This window comes from Paenibacillus sp. JJ-100, assembly GCF_948329825.1.
Lineage (GTDB): Bacteria > Bacillota > Bacilli > Paenibacillales > Paenibacillaceae > Paenibacillus.
Map to the genome: position 1 here is coordinate 622,251 of NZ_CAOJCM010000001.1, position 15,474 is coordinate 637,724.

Genomic DNA, 15,474 nt, shown 5'->3' on the forward strand with positions numbered 1-15,474 from the left:
GTTCGTTTGAGTGAAGATCTGAAGCAGTTACAACAAAAACTTCAAATCAAATTTGACAACAGGCAGCTTCTAAAACAAGCGTTTACCCATGCTTCTTATGTAAACGAACACCGATTCAGTCAACATCAGGATAACGAGCGTCTGGAGTTTCTCGGGGACGCTGTGCTGGAGCTGACTGTATCGGAGTACTTGTATCATCTGTATCCTAACCGTCCGGAAGGAGAACTAACAAAGATGCGGGCATCTATTGTCTGTGAACCTTCCCTCGTCAAATTTGCTGAAGCGCTAAGTTTTGGACAATATGTACTTCTTGGAAAAGGTGAGGAATTAACCGGAGGGCGTACACGTCCAGCTCTTCTGGCGGATGTGTTCGAGTCATTTATAGGTGCATTATATCTGGATCAGGGTCTTGAGCCTGTGCGAGCATTTCTGGAACGGCATGTTTTTCCGTTAATCGTTGTTGGTAGCAAACTGCAGATGAGTGACTACAAAACAGAGCTACAGGAACTCACACAGCATCATAACATGGGGGCTCTGGAATATCGGATCGTTGAAGAACGGGGCCCGGCCCATGAACGTGAGTTTGTCTCGGAGGTCCATATGGGTCAAGAACGGCTTGGCCGAGGTACTGGACGTTCCAAAAAAGAAGCGGAACAACAGGCAGCAGCTGCGGCGCTTGAACGATTGAAGCTCCCGGAAGCCTGAAAGGTACCATAAAGAGCTTAGACAAACGAAGAGCAAAGAGCAGCCCGCGGGCCCGCCCCGGCGGAATTATTCGGCCGGACTGCTTTTTGCTCTTCTTTTTGTAAAGAGACTCGGAGAATCCGTTTGGATCTTAAACGAGGTAACCAAATGCTATATTTGAAATTTGCAAGAGGAGGTGACGAGAAGCCCTATGTTTTTGAAACGTATAGAATTGGGTGGATTCAAGTCATTCGCCGACAAAACTGAAATGGAGTTCGTTCGCGGTATTACAGCTGTAGTGGGTCCAAATGGTAGTGGTAAAAGTAATATATCTGATGGTATTCGCTGGGTACTGGGGGAACAAAGTGCCAAGTCATTACGTGGCGGCAAAATGGAAGATGTTATTTTTGCAGGTAGTGATGCACGTAAAGCGGTCAACTACGGAGAGGTCTCGCTTACACTGGACAATGAAGATCAAGCATTAGCTTTGGATTTCGGTGAAGTGACTGTGACCCGACGTGTTCATCGCAGCGGGGACAGTGAATATTTTATTAATAAACAATCCTGTCGTCTGAAAGATATTACGGAACTGTTTATGGATACAGGAATTGGTAAAGAGGCTTACTCGATTATTGGACAAGGACGAATTGAAGAGATTTTGAGTACCCGCTCCGAGGATCGTCGTGGGATTTTTGAAGAGGCTTCGGGTATCGTTAAATATAAATCACGCAAACGGGATGCGACACGCAAGCTGGATGAGACGGAGCAGAATCTGCTGCGTATTCACGATCTTGTGACCGAACTGGAAGACCAGATTGGCCCGCTGAAGGAACAATCCGAGAAAGCAATGCATTACAAACAACTTCGCTCTGAACTCAAATCGAAAGAAATTTCGATGTATGTATATCAGATTGAACAGATTCATGCTTCCTGGAGTAAAGCGAATGAACGTCTGGAATCGCTCAAACAGGAAGAGGTTGGTCTGGCTGCAATTGTATCAACTCATGATGCGAAGCTGGAGAATGATCGCAATGCCCTGCGTCTGCTGGAAGCAGAAACGGAAGAGCTTCAAGCTACGTTGTTGCAGTTCAGTGAGGCAACGGAAAAAAGCGAAGGGCTTGGTGAGTTGCTTCGGGAGCGTGCCCGTCATCTGCAGGCGAATCAGGAGCAACTGAAGGAAACGCTGGCGATCAGCGAGGAAAGGCATCGGGAGCGCGAAGCAGAGTTGCTTGCGTTACGTGAGAAGTTTGGCAAAATTGAGGAAGAACTGGCGGATGTGAAAAATCGTCTATCCGAAGAAGAAGCCAAACTTATCGGTGTTACGGGTGGAATAAGTCAGCAGCAGGAGGAAAGCTTAAAAGGGAACCTGCTGGAACTGATGAATCAGATGGCACAAGCACGAAACGAAATTCGGTATGTGGATCAGCAGAAAGAAACACTGGAGCGCAGAATGAATCGTGCATCAGAGGAATCTGGTAAATGGGAAGAACAGAAAGAAACGCTGGAAATTCGCAAAGCTGAAATTCAGAAAAAAGTCGTTCAATTAGGTAAAGAAATTAGTGAACTGCGTAGTGGCTACATCTCGGAAAGTGAGCGACTGCAGTCTCTGCAAAAGCTTCTGGAAGAAAGCCGGAGCACTGTACGGAAGTGGGAGCAAAAACGTGAAGCCCAGGTATCTCGACGGGATACGATGAAAGAAATGCAGGATGACTTCGACGGTTTTATGCTGGGTGTAAAAGAAGTGCTCAAAGCTGCACGTAAAGGTACACTGAACGGTGTACACGGTGCAGTGGCAGAACTGGTCAAAGTTCCTGAAAAGGTTGAGCTTGCAGTCGAAACGGCAATGGGGGCTGCGCTGCAACATATTGTCATGGAGAATGAGGCGGTATCCAGACAGGCCATTGCATTCCTTAAGCAGCGTCAATTAGGGAGAGCAACATTCTTGCCGCTGGATGTGATCCGGCCACGGGCTATCGGTGCGAGTGAGCGTTCGATGATTGAGGGTATGGATGGTTTCGTCGGCATTGGTGCAGAACTTGTACAGTATGACGAGAAGTATTCCTCTATAATCGGTAGTTTGCTCGGCAACGTGATTATTGCAGAGACGCTGGAGTTTGCGAATAAAATTGCGGCACGCTGTCAATATCGTTTTCGGGTTGTAACTCTTGAAGGCGACGTGGTTAATGCTGGGGGCTCCATGACAGGTGGCAGTCAGCACAAAAAAAATGGCAGCTTGCTCAGTCGCAAGCGGCAACTGGATCAGCTGGATCAGGATATATTGGATACCGAGCAGCAGATCGAGAAATTGCGCCGCAGCGTGGACGATGTAAAAGAACAGTTGGAGAAGTGTCAGGACAAGCTGGATCAGCTTCGTCAGTCTGGGGATGAAACCCGTAATGCAGAACAGCAGGCTACCATGGAGATGAAGCAGGTTGAACATGAGTTGCGTCATGTTTTGGAGCAAGTTGCTGTCGCGGGCCAGGAGAAGCATGGATTTACTGAGGAAATCAACGAACTGGACAAGTCGCGGATCGAAGCAGAGAAAAAACTCGCACAGCTTGAGGAAGAGGAAAAAGCGACTCATCGAGCCATTCATGCGGCAGAGTTTGCCCGGAAGGCTAATGAGTCTGCAAAAGAAGAGTTACAGACGCAACTGACTGAACTGAAAGTACGAGAAGGCAAGCTGGATCAGGAACGTTTTTCGAATGAAGAGCAGCTGCGTAGATTAGAGCGAGAGGTTGAATCACTCGTCAAAGATCTGCGTCAGAATCGCACGTTACTGGCTTCCATGGAAGCAGATTTCAAGAAAACACAGACCGACAGTGTGAAGCAGATTGAAGATCTGAACGAATACAAGTTGAAAAAGGCAAATGCATCTCAGGAGCTGGACTTCAAACGTGCCGCGCGCAGTGAATTGTCGAAGAAGCTGGAGCTGGCAGAGAGTGAAACGAAGGAGCAACGTACTCAGCTCAAAGCTGTGGAAGAGCAGATGCGTCAGACTGAGATATCGGTTAATCGTCTGGATGTTGAGCTGGAAAATATTTTGCGCAAGCTGACAGATGAATATGAGCTGGGCTATGAGCTTGCCAAAGAGCGTTACCCGGTTCCGGAGGATGTCGAGAGTACACAGGCAGAGGTCCAGAAGCTGAAACGTTCCATCTCCGCTCTTGGTGATGTGAATCTGGGTGCAATCGAAGAATTCCAGCGAGTGAATGAGCGCTATGAATTCCTGAACGAACAGAAGAATGATTTGGTGGAAGCAAAAACAACACTTTATCAGGTGATCCGGGAAATGGAAGATGAAATGGCAAAGCGGTTCAAAGTTACGTTTGATGCCATTCGTCGTGAGTTCGGCACCGTGTTTACGAAATTATTTGGCGGAGGACGTGCGGACCTGGTTCTGATGGATCCTGAGCGCCTTCTTGAAACAGGTATTGATATCGTAGCGCAGCCACCAGGTAAGAAACTGCAAAATCTGCAGTTATTGTCCGGTGGAGAACGGGCTTTAACGGCCATGGCACTGCTATTTGCAATTCTACATGTTAAACCAGTGCCATTTTGCGTGCTGGATGAAGTCGAAGCTGCACTGGATGAGGCCAACGTTGTTCGTTTTGCCCAGTATCTGCGCGAGTTCTCTGAACAAACACAATTTATTGTTGTTACACACCGGAAGGGCACGATGGAAGAAGCTGATGTTCTATACGGGGTTACGATGGAAGAGGGCGGAGTATCCAAGCTCGTTTCGGTTAAACTGGATGATGAAGAAGCTGAAATTGCCTGATTTGCTGCAAGGTAGTGATGTTAACAGAGCATGACTCATTATATTTTCTACAAAAATATTACGATTACGATTGATTATGTACACGATGGAGGGGCTTTATGAGTTTCTTTAAAAAGCTACGAGACAGCATTGCAAGTAAAACGGAGTCAGTAACCAAACAGTTCAAGGATGGACTAGAAAAGACACGTAAAGGGCTTGTGGAGAAAGTAACGGATCTGGTCATTCGCCGCAAAAAAATAGATGAGGAATTCTACGAGGAACTCGAAGAAATTCTGATCGGAGCGGACGTTGGCGTTAATACGGTTATGCGATTAATTGAAGACCTGCGTGAAGAGGTGAAAAAACGGAGAATAGAAGATGCTGCTGAGCTACAGCCGGTGTTGTCCGAGAAATTGACAGACTTGCTTCGTGGTGAGCAAAACAATGAACTCAATATGAATCCAGATGGTATCACCGTGATTTTGTTTGTGGGTGTTAACGGTGTTGGTAAAACGACCACCATTGGCAAGCTTGCACACCGCTTCAAGCAGCAAGGGAAAAAAGTAATTATGGCTGCGGGGGATACATTCCGCGCTGGCGCGATCGAGCAACTGGAAGTATGGGGGCAGCGTGCTGGGGTAGAGGTGATCAAGCAGCAATCCGGTTCTGATCCCGCTGCGGTTATGTATGATGCGGTACAAGCCGCAAAACAACGCGGAGCAGACGTGTTGTTGTGTGATACAGCAGGACGTTTGCAAAACAAAACGAACCTGATGGACGAGCTGAACAAAATCTATCGCGTTATTCAACGGGAGATTCCAAGTGCGCCGCATGAAGTATTGATGGTGCTGGATGCAACCACAGGACAGAATGCCTTGAATCAGGCTAAACTTTTCGGAGAGAAAAGTGGCGTAACAGGTCTTGTTTTAACCAAGTTGGATGGAACAGCTAAAGGTGGAATTGTGGTAGCGATTCGTCAGGAATTGGACTTGCCTGTTAAATTGGTTGGACTCGGAGAGAAAATTGATGATCTTCAACAGTTCGACTCAGAGCAGTTTGTACATGCTTTGTTTGCAGGATTAATCCAGGAACAGCCAGCCCAAGTTAATGGAGATGAGGATCAGCAAGACTAATCCATAGTCTCAGAAACAAAGATTAAACAGAAACGCAAATAACAATAATATTTACCGTATTGCCGCTGCATCATGTGAACTCACGTGTAATGTCATCGGCAATACGTGTATAATGGAAGGTAACCGAAGTTTTATGGGATAGAAAGGAAGGTTGATATGGCCAATACTTACACCTATTCTCGCCGTGAAGAGTTCGCAAACGCAGTGACACATGGAATCGGTGCCGCACTGAGTGTAGCTGCTCTAGTATTGTTGATCGTATTCTCCAGTATGAAAGGTACAGCTTGGCATGTCGTTAGTTTTACAATCTATGGCATAACCATGCTCATGTTGTATACCAATTCAACGCTGGTTCATGCACTCAAAGAAGGAAAAGCCAAAGATTTGTTTGAGTTTTTCGACCACTCTTCGATATATTTGTTTATTGCAGGGACGTATACACCCTTTTTATTCGTTGCCGTTCGAGGAACGCTGGGGTGGACCCTGTTCGGGATCATCTGGGGCATTGCACTAGCCGGAGTGATCTTCAAAGCCTTCTTCACCAAGAAGTTCTTGTTTATGTCAACGATCTTCTACATTGCAATGGGCTGGTTAATTGTAATTGCCTGGAACCCGCTTGTGACCGCAATACCGACAGGTGGAATTGTGCTGCTAGTTGCAGGAGGTCTGATGTATACGCTTGGCACATTGTTTTATGTATGGAGAGGTTTCCCGTTTCACCATGCCATCTGGCATCTGTTTGTACTAGCCGGCAGTATTCTTCATTTCTTTGCCGTGCTCATTTATCTAACTCCGCTTCGTTAGAAGCGTTAAACGAAGCGGCTCTTACCCGGGGCGGTTTCGTTTTTTTATGGAGGGACATCGTTAACAAAACTTGTCTTCCAAGCTGAAGTAGAGCTAAAAGAATATGCTTTATAAAGATTATAATCGATGTTTTTGGATGCATTTTATCACGCGTTGTATCTCTTTTTATTGTGACAAGTATTTTTGCTTGACATCCTGATTTGTTTTAGGTATTATTAGGAACGTTGCAAGAGTGTAAAGTGTTTTTCCTTGACGAAGGGAGTGCCCTGGTATGAGTCAAGAAAACCGGCTTGAGAAAACAAACCGGATTAACTTGCTGTTTGCCTTTTATGAATCTCTGCTTACAGAGAAACAGCAAACATTTCTGAAATATTATTTTCATGATGATTTTTCACTTGGTGAAATAGCAGCTGAGTTTGAGATCAGCCGCCAGGCGGTATATGAACATATTAAACGTGCTGAACAAGTGCTTGAGAACTACGAAAGCAAGCTAAGTTTGCTGGAGAAGTATGAAAGACGCAGCCGTTGCCTTGAAGATTTACAACAAGCACTGGAACGCACTGGCGTTACCGTGGATAACAACAAACCAATACACGATCTCATTTCACAGTTGGCTGAGTAATTATTATTGTTCGCTGCGATGTGAAATGAGTCGGTCTAAAAACGTAATTGAAGCTTGAAGGAGGTGGGATCATGGCATTTGAAGGATTAACGACCCGATTGCAGAATGTGTTCAGCAAGCTGCGCGGCAAAGGTAAGGTGTCTGACGAAGACGTAGCCGAAGCGATGCGCGAAGTACGCCTGGCATTGCTTGAAGCGGATGTAAACTTCAAAGTGGTCAAGGAATTCATCGCCAAAGTGAAAGAGAAGGCTGTCGGCAAAGAAGTCATGGACAGCTTTACACCCGGAATGGTCATCATTGACATTGTTAACAAAGAGTTAACGGAGTTAATGGGCGGAAGTCAAGCCAAATTGGCTAAGGCAAACAAACCACCTACAGTCATCATGATGGTTGGTTTACAGGGTGCTGGTAAAACGACCACGTCTGGTAAATTGGCAAAAATGCTGCAAAAGCAAAACAGCAGGCCCTTGCTGATTGCGGGTGATATTTATCGTCCAGCTGCGATCAAGCAGTTGCAAGTACTGGGTGAGCAGCTGAAGGCGCCAGTGTTTACCCTTGGTGATCAGACAAGCCCGGTAGAGATTGCTCGTCAAGGTTTGCAGCACGCAAAAGACAACGGGCATGATTATGTGATCGTTGATACAGCGGGACGTCTGCACGTCGATGAAGAATTGATGGAAGAGCTTCGCCAGATTCACAGCGTCGTGAACCCAGATGAAGTATTGCTCGTTGTCGACAGTATGACGGGTCAAGATGCGGTTAACGTAGCAGAGCATTTTAATCAACAGCTTGATCTGACAGGAGTAGTCTTGACCAAACTGGATGGGGATACTCGTGGTGGTGCGGCGTTGTCTGTTAAAGCAGTTACAGGCTGTCCGATCAAGTTTGCCTCTCTCGGTGAGAAACTTGATGCACTGGAGCCGTTCCATCCGGAACGTATGGCTTCACGGATTCTCGGTATGGGTGACATGTTGTCTTTGATTGAAAAGGCACAGTCCAACATTGATACCGAGAAAGCGAAGGAAATGGAACGGAAGATGCGGAATGCAGAATTCACGTTCGAAGATTTCCTGGAGCAGATGGATCAGGTGAAAAAGCTTGGGCCAATTGACCAGATCATGGATATGATTCCGGGGATGGGCAAGATGAAGCAAGCGAAAGACCTGAAGGTCGATGACAAACAGATGGGCCGAATTGAAGCGATTGTCTATTCTATGACAACGGAAGAGAAACGTAACCCAGATATGATTAACCATAGCCGTCGGAAGCGGATTGCTACCGGAAGCGGAACATCGCTCGCTGAGGTGAATCGTCTGATCAAACAATTTGATGAGATGCGCCGTATGATGAAGCAGTTCTCGGATATGATGGGCCCTAAAGGCGGCAAAAACAAAGCAATGAAGCAGTTGAAAGGTCTCGGCAAAGGAATGAAATTTCCTTTTCGTTGATTAAATGTCAGACTGCACGAGATACAGATTTCATTGAAGGAGGTGAATTTTCAAATGGCAGTTCGTATTCGTCTGAAACGTATGGGTGCTCACAAAGCTCCTTTCTACCGCGTAGTGGTATCGGATTCCCGTTCCCCACGTGACGGTCGTTTTATCGAGGAGATCGGTTACTACAACCCGGTTGAACAACCGGCTGTTGTTAAAATCGATGAAGATAAAGCATTGCAATGGCTTCAAAACGGTGCGCAAGCATCCGACACTGTCCGCAACTTGCTGAGCAAAGCGGGCGTGATGAAGAAATTCCACGAGTCTAAATTATCTAAATAAGTTGCTGATTCGGAGGGTCATCTATGGAAGAATTAGTAAGCATAATTGCTAAGGCTTTGGTCGATCATCCGGAAGATGTGGCGGTTCGGACGGTTGAGAAAGACCGGCTTGTCGTTTATGAGTTAACGGTGCATCCCGACGATGTCGGAAAAGTGATCGGAAAACAAGGACGAATCGCAAAATCTCTTCGTACGGTCGTCACATCTGCAGCAGTTAAGATGGATAAGCGGGTTACCGTCGATATCATATCTTAAAGATATACGAAAGGGGGTTAGGATGCATGTCCTAGCCCCTTTTCGTGCATGCTGAACTTAATATGTTAGATTATATATTCAATTAAAATATTTTGGGCTATGAGTTACTTCGGAGCAGTGTAGGGACGGAATCGATTCTGGAGAAGCGTTAGCGTTCGCCTTTATCACCTCATTTTCACCTTTTAATAAGAGTTCAAAAAATGAGGGGGTAACAGCGATCGGAAGAACGAACCGTCGCCGGAACGACCGGACGAGAGTCGAAGTGACTGTTTATTTTGATTGAATTTCGTAGGAGGATTGTATGGCGGAGTTTATGAATGTAGGTAAAATTGTGAATACTCATGGTATTCGCGGCGAGTTGAAGATTATGCCATTGACTGATTTTCCAGAAGTACGTTTTGCCAAAAATGCGGAGCTGTATTTGTTTACACCGGATAATCATCCGGCACTGGCCACGGTTGAATCTGCGCGTTTGCATAAAAATATGTATATCGTACGTCTGAAAGAATACGGCAACATTAACGAAGTAGAGAAGTTTAAAGGCGGCTTGGCAAAAGTGTCTAAAGAAAATCTTGCTGATCTGGAGGAAGGTGAGTATTATTTCCATCAGATTATAGGCTGCGCGGTTATTACAGAAGAGGGAGACACCCTCGGCACAATCTCTGAAATTCTGACACCAGGGGCGAATGATGTATGGGTAGTCAAAACGCCAGCGGGAAAAGAAGTGTTGATTCCAGTAATTGATGATGTGGTTCTGGATGTTGATGTGGAACAGAAGCTGGTCAAGATTCACCTGATGGAAGGACTGCTGTAAAATGAAGGTCGATGTATTGACGTTATTCCCGGAGATGTTTGATGGTGTGTTCGGTACAAGCATTCTGGGTAAAGCGCAGGCAAAGGGACTTGTCTCATTGGGGGCAACCAACTTCCGTAATTACGCAACCAATAAACATAACACTGTGGATGATGCTCCTTACGGTGGAGGTGGGGGGATGGTGCTTAAGCCGGATCCGATCTTTGCTGCGGTTGAAGATGTATTGGAGCAGCGTGGAGAAGCTGCGACGGAGATGAAAGCTCCTCGGATTATTCTGATGTGTCCCCAGGGAGAAACGTTCACACAGAAAAAAGCAGAAGAGTTGGTTCAAGAAGATCATCTGATCTTTATATGTGGTCATTATGAAGGTTACGATGAGCGGATCCGTGAATTTCTCGTGACAGACGAACTATCTATTGGTGACTATGTTCTAACCGGCGGCGAGCTTCCTGCAATGGTGGCGATCGATAGCATTGTACGTCTCATTCCAGGAGTTCTTGGGAACGAGACTAGTGCGGTGACGGACTCATTCAGTACTGGATTACTTGAATATCCTCATTACACGCGTCCACCTGAATTTAGAGGTATGAAAGTACCGGACATGCTTTTGTCAGGTCATCACCTGAATATTGAGGCATGGCGTAGAGAACAGTCTCTGATTCGTACGCTGGAGCGTAGACCAGAGCTGTTGGAGACGGCTGAATTAACAGACAAGGAACGGAAGTGGCTAGAGCAGTACCGGGCTGAACACCAAAAGAAATAGAACGTTTTATACCGAAATACTATGGGATAGGCGGAGAAGAGTGGATCGAACCTTATCTGGCTCTGCTCCGAATGCAGCATAACCTACATGAGAGATCAGCCCAACGTGCTGATCGTTTTGTCATAGTAAAGCGATTTAGTTCAAGGTTGAACATAGTGTAATGCTGTTAGTGACTGCTCACCAGCCCCTTCTTAGCTAGAAAAAAACCGAGAGGACAGCTCAGGCTGCGCCAATCGGTTTTTTTTGTTCTAGGTAATTTGTAAAATAAGAATAATTCATTCGTTATTAATTCTCGTCTACATGCTCTCACTATGTATAATAGAATCTGTTTGCAACAGGGTAGATAAATCGGTCTCGTTCGTAACCGTTAAGCGTGGAAGAACCATCGGTGAATCGCCTGGACGCACAAACCCTGGAATAACCGTGAAGCCCATGCGGTATCCGTGTTGCTGTAGCTTGTATATCATCTGTACACTAAAATAGCCGTATGGATAGGCGATGTATGGGGTATCGATGCCAGCGCGTTTGATCTGTTCTATATCTTTATCCAAGAGGTTGGTATCCAGCGTGATGGGCAGATCGTCTCCACATACCATGTATCCTTTATGATGAAGGTTATAAGTATGGCTGTTATACTCAAATACGTCACTTCCTGCTTCCATCTCAGGCTTGGAGATATCGCTTTTTTTACTTGAGTCGAAGGCTACGGGTTCAGGTTGAATTCGACTACCTATTACAAATAGTGAAGCGTGGAAATTATATTTTTTAAGTACTGGATAGGCTAACGTATAATTATTTTGGTATCCATCATCAAAGGTAATCACAAATGATTTCTGTGGTAGTGAGATTTCACCATTAACATATTGTTCAAGTTCGGCCAGAGTAACCGTCCGGTAGCCATTATCGTATAAAAACTTCATGTTTTGTTCAAATGTTTCCAAGTTCACAACGGACTTATTACCCGGTTCTCGATTGTCCGCCTTGGGCGTAATATAATGATACATAAGAACCGGGACTTCCGTGGCCGTTCCTTCTTTAACAACTAGCTTCGAGCGATCCAGCTTGGAATGCATGGAAAAATCAGTGTTAAATAACGTGAACATTTTACGTTCAACGATTTTCCACGATGTGCATGCTTTATGGGATAACGCGTTAGTGGGATGATTAACAGCATAAGCGTATAGTGTAATACTGCATGTGAGCAAAGCAAGCGAGGATAATATGATTTTTTTCAAGTGTTTCATAATTCAACGAGTTCTCCTTTAACATGTTCATCTAGTCTTAAAAACGATAAGCTTCTCATGATTATGAGTGCTAAGTAATATGATAGACGATCTTTAACTACGGAAAGTTACATTATTTTATCCGACATAGGGGTTGAAATGTCTAAATCTTCAATGAATGTACATTAAATGCGTAATGTAGGAGAATTTAAACGTGTTTTTTGTTTTGCTTGTGTTTTGATAGGGGACATGATACAATAATCCTGTTGTGTGGAATACGGCGGTCCTCTATGGATAATGAAAGAGACAAAGGTGATCTCTGGAAGAAGTATGAACGCCTGTACGGAAGGAGGGAGTCATAGATGAATATCGTTCAAGCGATTACACAAGAGCAACTTCGCAACGATCGTCCAAGTTTTCGTCCTGGTGACACTTTGAAAGTGCACGTTAAGGTTATCGAGGGAACTCGTGAGCGTATCCAATTGTTCGAAGGTGTTGTGATTAAGCGCCGTGGTGGTGGAATCAGTGAGACTTTTACAGTTCGTAAAATTTCTTACGGTGTAGGTGTGGAAAGAACTTTCCCGCTTCATTCCCCTAAAATCGATAAAATCGAAGTGGCTCGCCGTGGTAAAGTGCGTCGTGCGAAGCTTTATTATCTTCGTGAACTACGCGGTAAAGCAGCGAGAATTAAAGAAATTCGTTAATATAACGGATACCGGGAAGGGCTTGGAGACAAGCCCTTTTCGTTTTTGTCCGGGAAAAGTTGAACCAGAGGTACACTTCCGAGTAAAATGGTATAGCGGATATGCAGCATAAAGTCCGGGAGGAAAGTGAGTTCAGTTATCCAAGACATTGAATTAGGGTTGAATGTACTGTTCTAATGCTTGGCTGCAAGAATTACATAACTGAGTGGAGTATTTGCCTTTCTCAAGACTCATGAAGGTGTAGATAAGCTGGATGTATACTGCTATAAACATGTACTGCGAAGAGAGGAAGATCTTGAATGGAACAAGAAGTTCAACAGGACCAGGTTGTACCTGCCGAAGAGAAAAATAACAGATCGAAGAAAGCAAAAAATGAAATTGTGGAATGGCTAAAGGCTATTGTCATTGCACTTGTGCTCGTCATTCTGATTCGCTGGCTGCTCTTTAAACCATTTGTTGTGGACGGGCCATCCATGCAGCCGAATTTCTCGACGGGAGAACGTGTCATTGTCAATGAAATTCTGTACGATATTCGTGAGCCAAAACGTGGCGAAGTTATCGTCTTCCATGTGCCTTCCGAAGGACGGGATTTTATTAAAAGGGTTATTGCAGTAGCCGGAGACACAGTGCAAGTTCAGGGAGACACAGTGACGGTTAACGGACAAAAGGTTAATGAAACCTACATCCAGGACGCGATCGATGAGGCTCAAGCTAAAGGTGGAACTTATAATGTGAAGGACTTCCCAAATGAACAATTTCCGGATGGAAAGGTGCCGCCGGGTCATGTGTTTGTTATGGGAGACAATCGACCAAACAGTACGGATAGCCGGATGATCGGTTACGTATCGTTGAAAGATATTATTGGCCGTGCGGATGTTATTTTCTGGCCAATTGGAGAAATTAAGTGGATCAACCACTAAGATTCAAAGTATGTATTAAATGAGGTGAAGACAAGGTGACGATACAATGGTTTCCAGGTCATATGACCCGAGCCAGACGCCAGATTCAGGACAAGTTGAAGCTCATTGACGTGGTCATCGAACTGTTGGATGCCCGTCTTCCTGTCTCCAGCCGTAATCCGATGATTGATGAGATACTGATGGATAAACCCCGCATGATTTTGCTGAATAAGGCGGATTTGGCTGATGCTAAAGTGACGCAAGAGTGGATTGAATATTTTAAAAAAGAAGGCATTACTGCTTTCCCTGTAGATGCTTCTACAGGTACAAATGTCAAAGATATTCCTGCTCAGGCAAAACTTATCCTGAAGGAAAAGATTGATCGTCAACTGGCCAAAGGGATTAATCCTCGTGCTGTGAGGGGATTAATTGTCGGTATTCCTAACGTAGGCAAGTCTACATTAATCAATCGTCTGGCAGGAAAGAGTATTGCAGCAACCGGAGATCGTCCGGGTGTAACCAAAGGCCAGCAGTGGATTAAAGTGGGCAAGGAAATGGAGCTATTAGACACGCCAGGTATCTTATGGCCGAAGTTTGAAGATCAAAATGTAGGTTACCGCCTTGCTGTAACGGGTGCGATCAAAGAGGAAATCCTGAATGCTGAAGATATCGCATTTTTTGGGATCAGTTATCTGATGCGTTTTTACTGGGATGCGCTGGAAGAAAGATATGGTCTCCAGGAATTCTCCAGGGATGCAGACGATTCAGACAACGTTATTGCCATCATGGAGCAAATAGGACGAATCCGCGGGTGTGTGATTAGCGGAGGAAGAATCGATCTGGAGAAGGCATCAAGAGCGTTTCTACGGGAATTACGGGCAGGTAAGATGGGACGTTTCTCCATGGAAGCTCCATATTAATAATTACAGCATTATAAGAGCCGAAAGAAGCGGCCGTTACCGGGTGACCGGGAAACGGTCTTTTTTGTGTTCGAATAGCTGTACAGGGTGCGACAATGTAGATGTAGTTGGAAGAGAATTCAAGTAAAGAATAATTGGTGGAATTATGTATTCCGTATATGAGGTGTTCTAAAAACATGATATGATAAATGACGGTGTAAATTTGCAGAACATCAGTTTGTATGTATTCAATTTAGCATGATAAAGACCGATAAATGAAGAAAACAATTTTTTTTTTTCAATCCTTCGTCAGAATGAGTGATTTAAAATGGGATCAAGCAGAACAAAGGTCCGATGTTTACGTCTAAATTGATGAATACATGATATGGGATTACACAGGTGTATCAAACACATGTGGGGGAGTTGAAAAGTATGACAGCAAATCATGAAATACCAGAGTTAAAATTGTCTGAACAGTCTAGCAAGCTGAAGAAAAACAAAAAAGAAACCAGCGAACCACGTGATCTGTTACTGTATGAGCGGGAATATTGGGGTAGCGGATTTGAATATATTGCAGGAATTGATGAAGTAGGGCGTGGATGTCTGTTTGGGGATGTCGTGGCAGCAGCTGTTATCTTGCCCAAAGGGCTTATTTTGGAAGGCATTAATGATTCTAAAAAACTGTCCGAAAAGAAGCGGGAGACGCTATATGACATCATTATGGAAAACGCACTGGCCGTAAGCGTAGGGTATGCAGATGCTGAAACGATTGATCGTCTGAATATTAAGCAAGCTGCCAGACTAGCGATGAAAAGAGCTGTGGATGCGCTGGATGAAACACCTCATTTTATACTGGTAGACGCTGAAAAGGTAGATGTGAACATTCCGCAATTATCCATTATTAAAGGAGATGCGAACAGCCAATCCATCGCAGCTGCTTCGATCGTTGCCAAGGTAACGAGAGATCGGTTATGTAAGGAAGAATGGGACACGATGTACCCGGAATATGGTTTGTCAGTACATAAAGGCTATGCTACTCAATTTCACCGTGAGCAGATTATGGCGCTTGGTGCTACTCCGATGCATCGGCGAAGTTTTCTTGGTAATTTACTTGGAGAGCAGCAAACATTGTTTTGATTG

15 protein-coding genes are annotated in these 15,474 nt (G+C 44.9%); 14 read left to right on the forward strand and 1 reads right to left on the reverse strand.

The window, feature by feature from the left end; all coding sequences use genetic code 11:
- Positions 1 to 6 precede the first annotated feature (6 nt).
- The 10 genes from rnc (at position 7) to trmD (ending at position 10,609) form a co-directional block, all read left to right on the forward strand.
- Positions 7 to 705, forward strand: coding sequence for a ribonuclease III (gene rnc, locus PQG66_RS03095; protein WP_272034983.1), 699 nt, complete (start codon positions 7 to 9; stop codon positions 703 to 705).
- A 190-nt stretch (positions 706 to 895) separates the two neighbouring features.
- Positions 896 to 4,465: a chromosome segregation protein SMC gene (smc, locus tag PQG66_RS03100; RefSeq protein WP_272034985.1), complete on the forward strand. Its 3,570-nt coding sequence runs from the start codon at positions 896 to 898 to the stop codon at positions 4,463 to 4,465.
- A gap of 98 nt (positions 4,466 to 4,563) precedes the next feature.
- Complete coding sequence (gene ftsY / locus PQG66_RS03105) at positions 4,564 to 5,577, forward strand: signal recognition particle-docking protein FtsY (protein WP_272034987.1); 1,014 nt, start codon at positions 4,564 to 4,566, stop codon at positions 5,575 to 5,577.
- A gap of 156 nt (positions 5,578 to 5,733) precedes the next feature.
- Complete coding sequence (gene trhA / locus PQG66_RS03110; protein ID WP_272034990.1) at positions 5,734 to 6,381, forward strand: PAQR family membrane homeostasis protein TrhA; 648 nt, start codon at positions 5,734 to 5,736, stop codon at positions 6,379 to 6,381.
- A gap of 271 nt (positions 6,382 to 6,652) precedes the next feature.
- Positions 6,653 to 7,003, forward strand: coding sequence for a putative DNA-binding protein (locus PQG66_RS03115; protein WP_272034992.1), 351 nt, complete (start codon positions 6,653 to 6,655; stop codon positions 7,001 to 7,003).
- Between the two features lie 71 nt (positions 7,004 to 7,074).
- The gene (gene ffh / locus PQG66_RS03120) at positions 7,075 to 8,451 is read left to right on the forward strand and encodes a signal recognition particle protein (protein ID WP_272034993.1); all 1,377 of its coding nucleotides are present in this window, start codon (positions 7,075 to 7,077) and stop codon (positions 8,449 to 8,451) included.
- Positions 8,452 to 8,505: 54 nt separating this feature from the next.
- Positions 8,506 to 8,778: a 30S ribosomal protein S16 gene (gene rpsP / locus PQG66_RS03125; protein WP_056700527.1), complete on the forward strand. Its 273-nt coding sequence runs from the start codon at positions 8,506 to 8,508 to the stop codon at positions 8,776 to 8,778.
- 23 nt (positions 8,779 to 8,801) lie between these two features.
- Positions 8,802 to 9,032 (forward strand): KH domain-containing protein, encoded by a 231-nt coding sequence (locus PQG66_RS03130; protein ID WP_024630185.1) that lies wholly within the window; start codon positions 8,802 to 8,804, stop codon positions 9,030 to 9,032.
- A 301-nt stretch (positions 9,033 to 9,333) separates the two neighbouring features.
- Positions 9,334 to 9,846: a ribosome maturation factor RimM gene (rimM, locus tag PQG66_RS03135; protein ID WP_272034999.1), complete on the forward strand. Its 513-nt coding sequence runs from the start codon at positions 9,334 to 9,336 to the stop codon at positions 9,844 to 9,846.
- Between the two features lies 1 nt (position 9,847).
- The gene (gene trmD, locus PQG66_RS03140; protein WP_272035001.1) at positions 9,848 to 10,609 is read left to right on the forward strand and encodes a tRNA (guanosine(37)-N1)-methyltransferase TrmD; all 762 of its coding nucleotides are present in this window, start codon (positions 9,848 to 9,850) and stop codon (positions 10,607 to 10,609) included.
- 296 nt (positions 10,610 to 10,905) lie between these two features.
- On the opposite strand, the gene PQG66_RS03145 is transcribed toward trmD, so the two are convergent.
- The gene (locus tag PQG66_RS03145; protein WP_272035003.1) at positions 10,906 to 11,853 is read right to left on the reverse strand and encodes a polysaccharide deacetylase family protein; all 948 of its coding nucleotides are present in this window, start codon (positions 11,851 to 11,853) and stop codon (positions 10,906 to 10,908) included.
- 341 nt (positions 11,854 to 12,194) lie between these two features.
- On the opposite strand from PQG66_RS03145, the gene rplS reads away from it, so the two are divergent.
- The 4 genes from rplS (at position 12,195) to PQG66_RS03165 (ending at position 15,471) form a co-directional block, all read left to right on the forward strand.
- Complete coding sequence (gene rplS, locus PQG66_RS03150) at positions 12,195 to 12,536, forward strand: 50S ribosomal protein L19 (RefSeq protein WP_272035005.1); 342 nt, start codon at positions 12,195 to 12,197, stop codon at positions 12,534 to 12,536.
- Between the two features lie 299 nt (positions 12,537 to 12,835).
- The gene (gene lepB / locus PQG66_RS03155) at positions 12,836 to 13,456 is read left to right on the forward strand and encodes a signal peptidase I (RefSeq protein ID WP_272035007.1); all 621 of its coding nucleotides are present in this window, start codon (positions 12,836 to 12,838) and stop codon (positions 13,454 to 13,456) included.
- A gap of 35 nt (positions 13,457 to 13,491) precedes the next feature.
- A complete protein-coding gene (ylqF, locus tag PQG66_RS03160) occupies positions 13,492 to 14,355 on the forward strand; it encodes a ribosome biogenesis GTPase YlqF (RefSeq protein ID WP_272035009.1) in 864 nt (287 codons plus the stop codon).
- Positions 14,356 to 14,766: 411 nt separating this feature from the next.
- Entirely contained in the window at positions 14,767 to 15,471 is a 705-nt protein-coding gene (locus PQG66_RS03165; protein ID WP_272035011.1) for a ribonuclease HII, read from the forward strand.
- The last annotated feature ends 3 nt before the right edge of the window (positions 15,472 to 15,474 follow it).

Excerpts from the sequence above, each read along its gene's own strand:
- smc (WP_272034985.1), top strand. The coding sequence starts at position 896 with ATGTTTTTGAAACGTATAGAATTGGGTGGATTCAAGTCATTCGCCGAC.
- ftsY (WP_272034987.1), top strand. The coding sequence starts at position 4,564 with ATGAGTTTCTTTAAAAAGCTACGAGACAGCATTGCAAGTAAAACGGAG.
- trhA (WP_272034990.1), top strand. The coding sequence starts at position 5,734 with ATGGCCAATACTTACACCTATTCTCGCCGTGAAGAGTTCGCAAACGCA.
- PQG66_RS03115 (WP_272034992.1), top strand. The coding sequence starts at position 6,653 with ATGAGTCAAGAAAACCGGCTTGAGAAAACAAACCGGATTAACTTGCTG.
- ffh (WP_272034993.1), top strand. The coding sequence starts at position 7,075 with ATGGCATTTGAAGGATTAACGACCCGATTGCAGAATGTGTTCAGCAAG.
- rpsP (WP_056700527.1), top strand. The coding sequence starts at position 8,506 with ATGGCAGTTCGTATTCGTCTGAAACGTATGGGTGCTCACAAAGCTCCT.
- PQG66_RS03130 (WP_024630185.1), top strand. The coding sequence starts at position 8,802 with ATGGAAGAATTAGTAAGCATAATTGCTAAGGCTTTGGTCGATCATCCG.
- rimM (WP_272034999.1), top strand. The coding sequence starts at position 9,334 with ATGGCGGAGTTTATGAATGTAGGTAAAATTGTGAATACTCATGGTATT.
- trmD (WP_272035001.1), top strand. The coding sequence starts at position 9,848 with ATGAAGGTCGATGTATTGACGTTATTCCCGGAGATGTTTGATGGTGTG.
- PQG66_RS03145 (WP_272035003.1), bottom strand. The coding sequence starts at position 11,853 with ATGAAACACTTGAAAAAAATCATATTATCCTCGCTTGCTTTGCTCACA.
- rplS (WP_272035005.1), top strand. The coding sequence starts at position 12,195 with ATGAATATCGTTCAAGCGATTACACAAGAGCAACTTCGCAACGATCGT.
- lepB (WP_272035007.1), top strand. The coding sequence starts at position 12,836 with ATGGAACAAGAAGTTCAACAGGACCAGGTTGTACCTGCCGAAGAGAAA.
- PQG66_RS03165 (WP_272035011.1), top strand. The coding sequence starts at position 14,767 with ATGACAGCAAATCATGAAATACCAGAGTTAAAATTGTCTGAACAGTCT.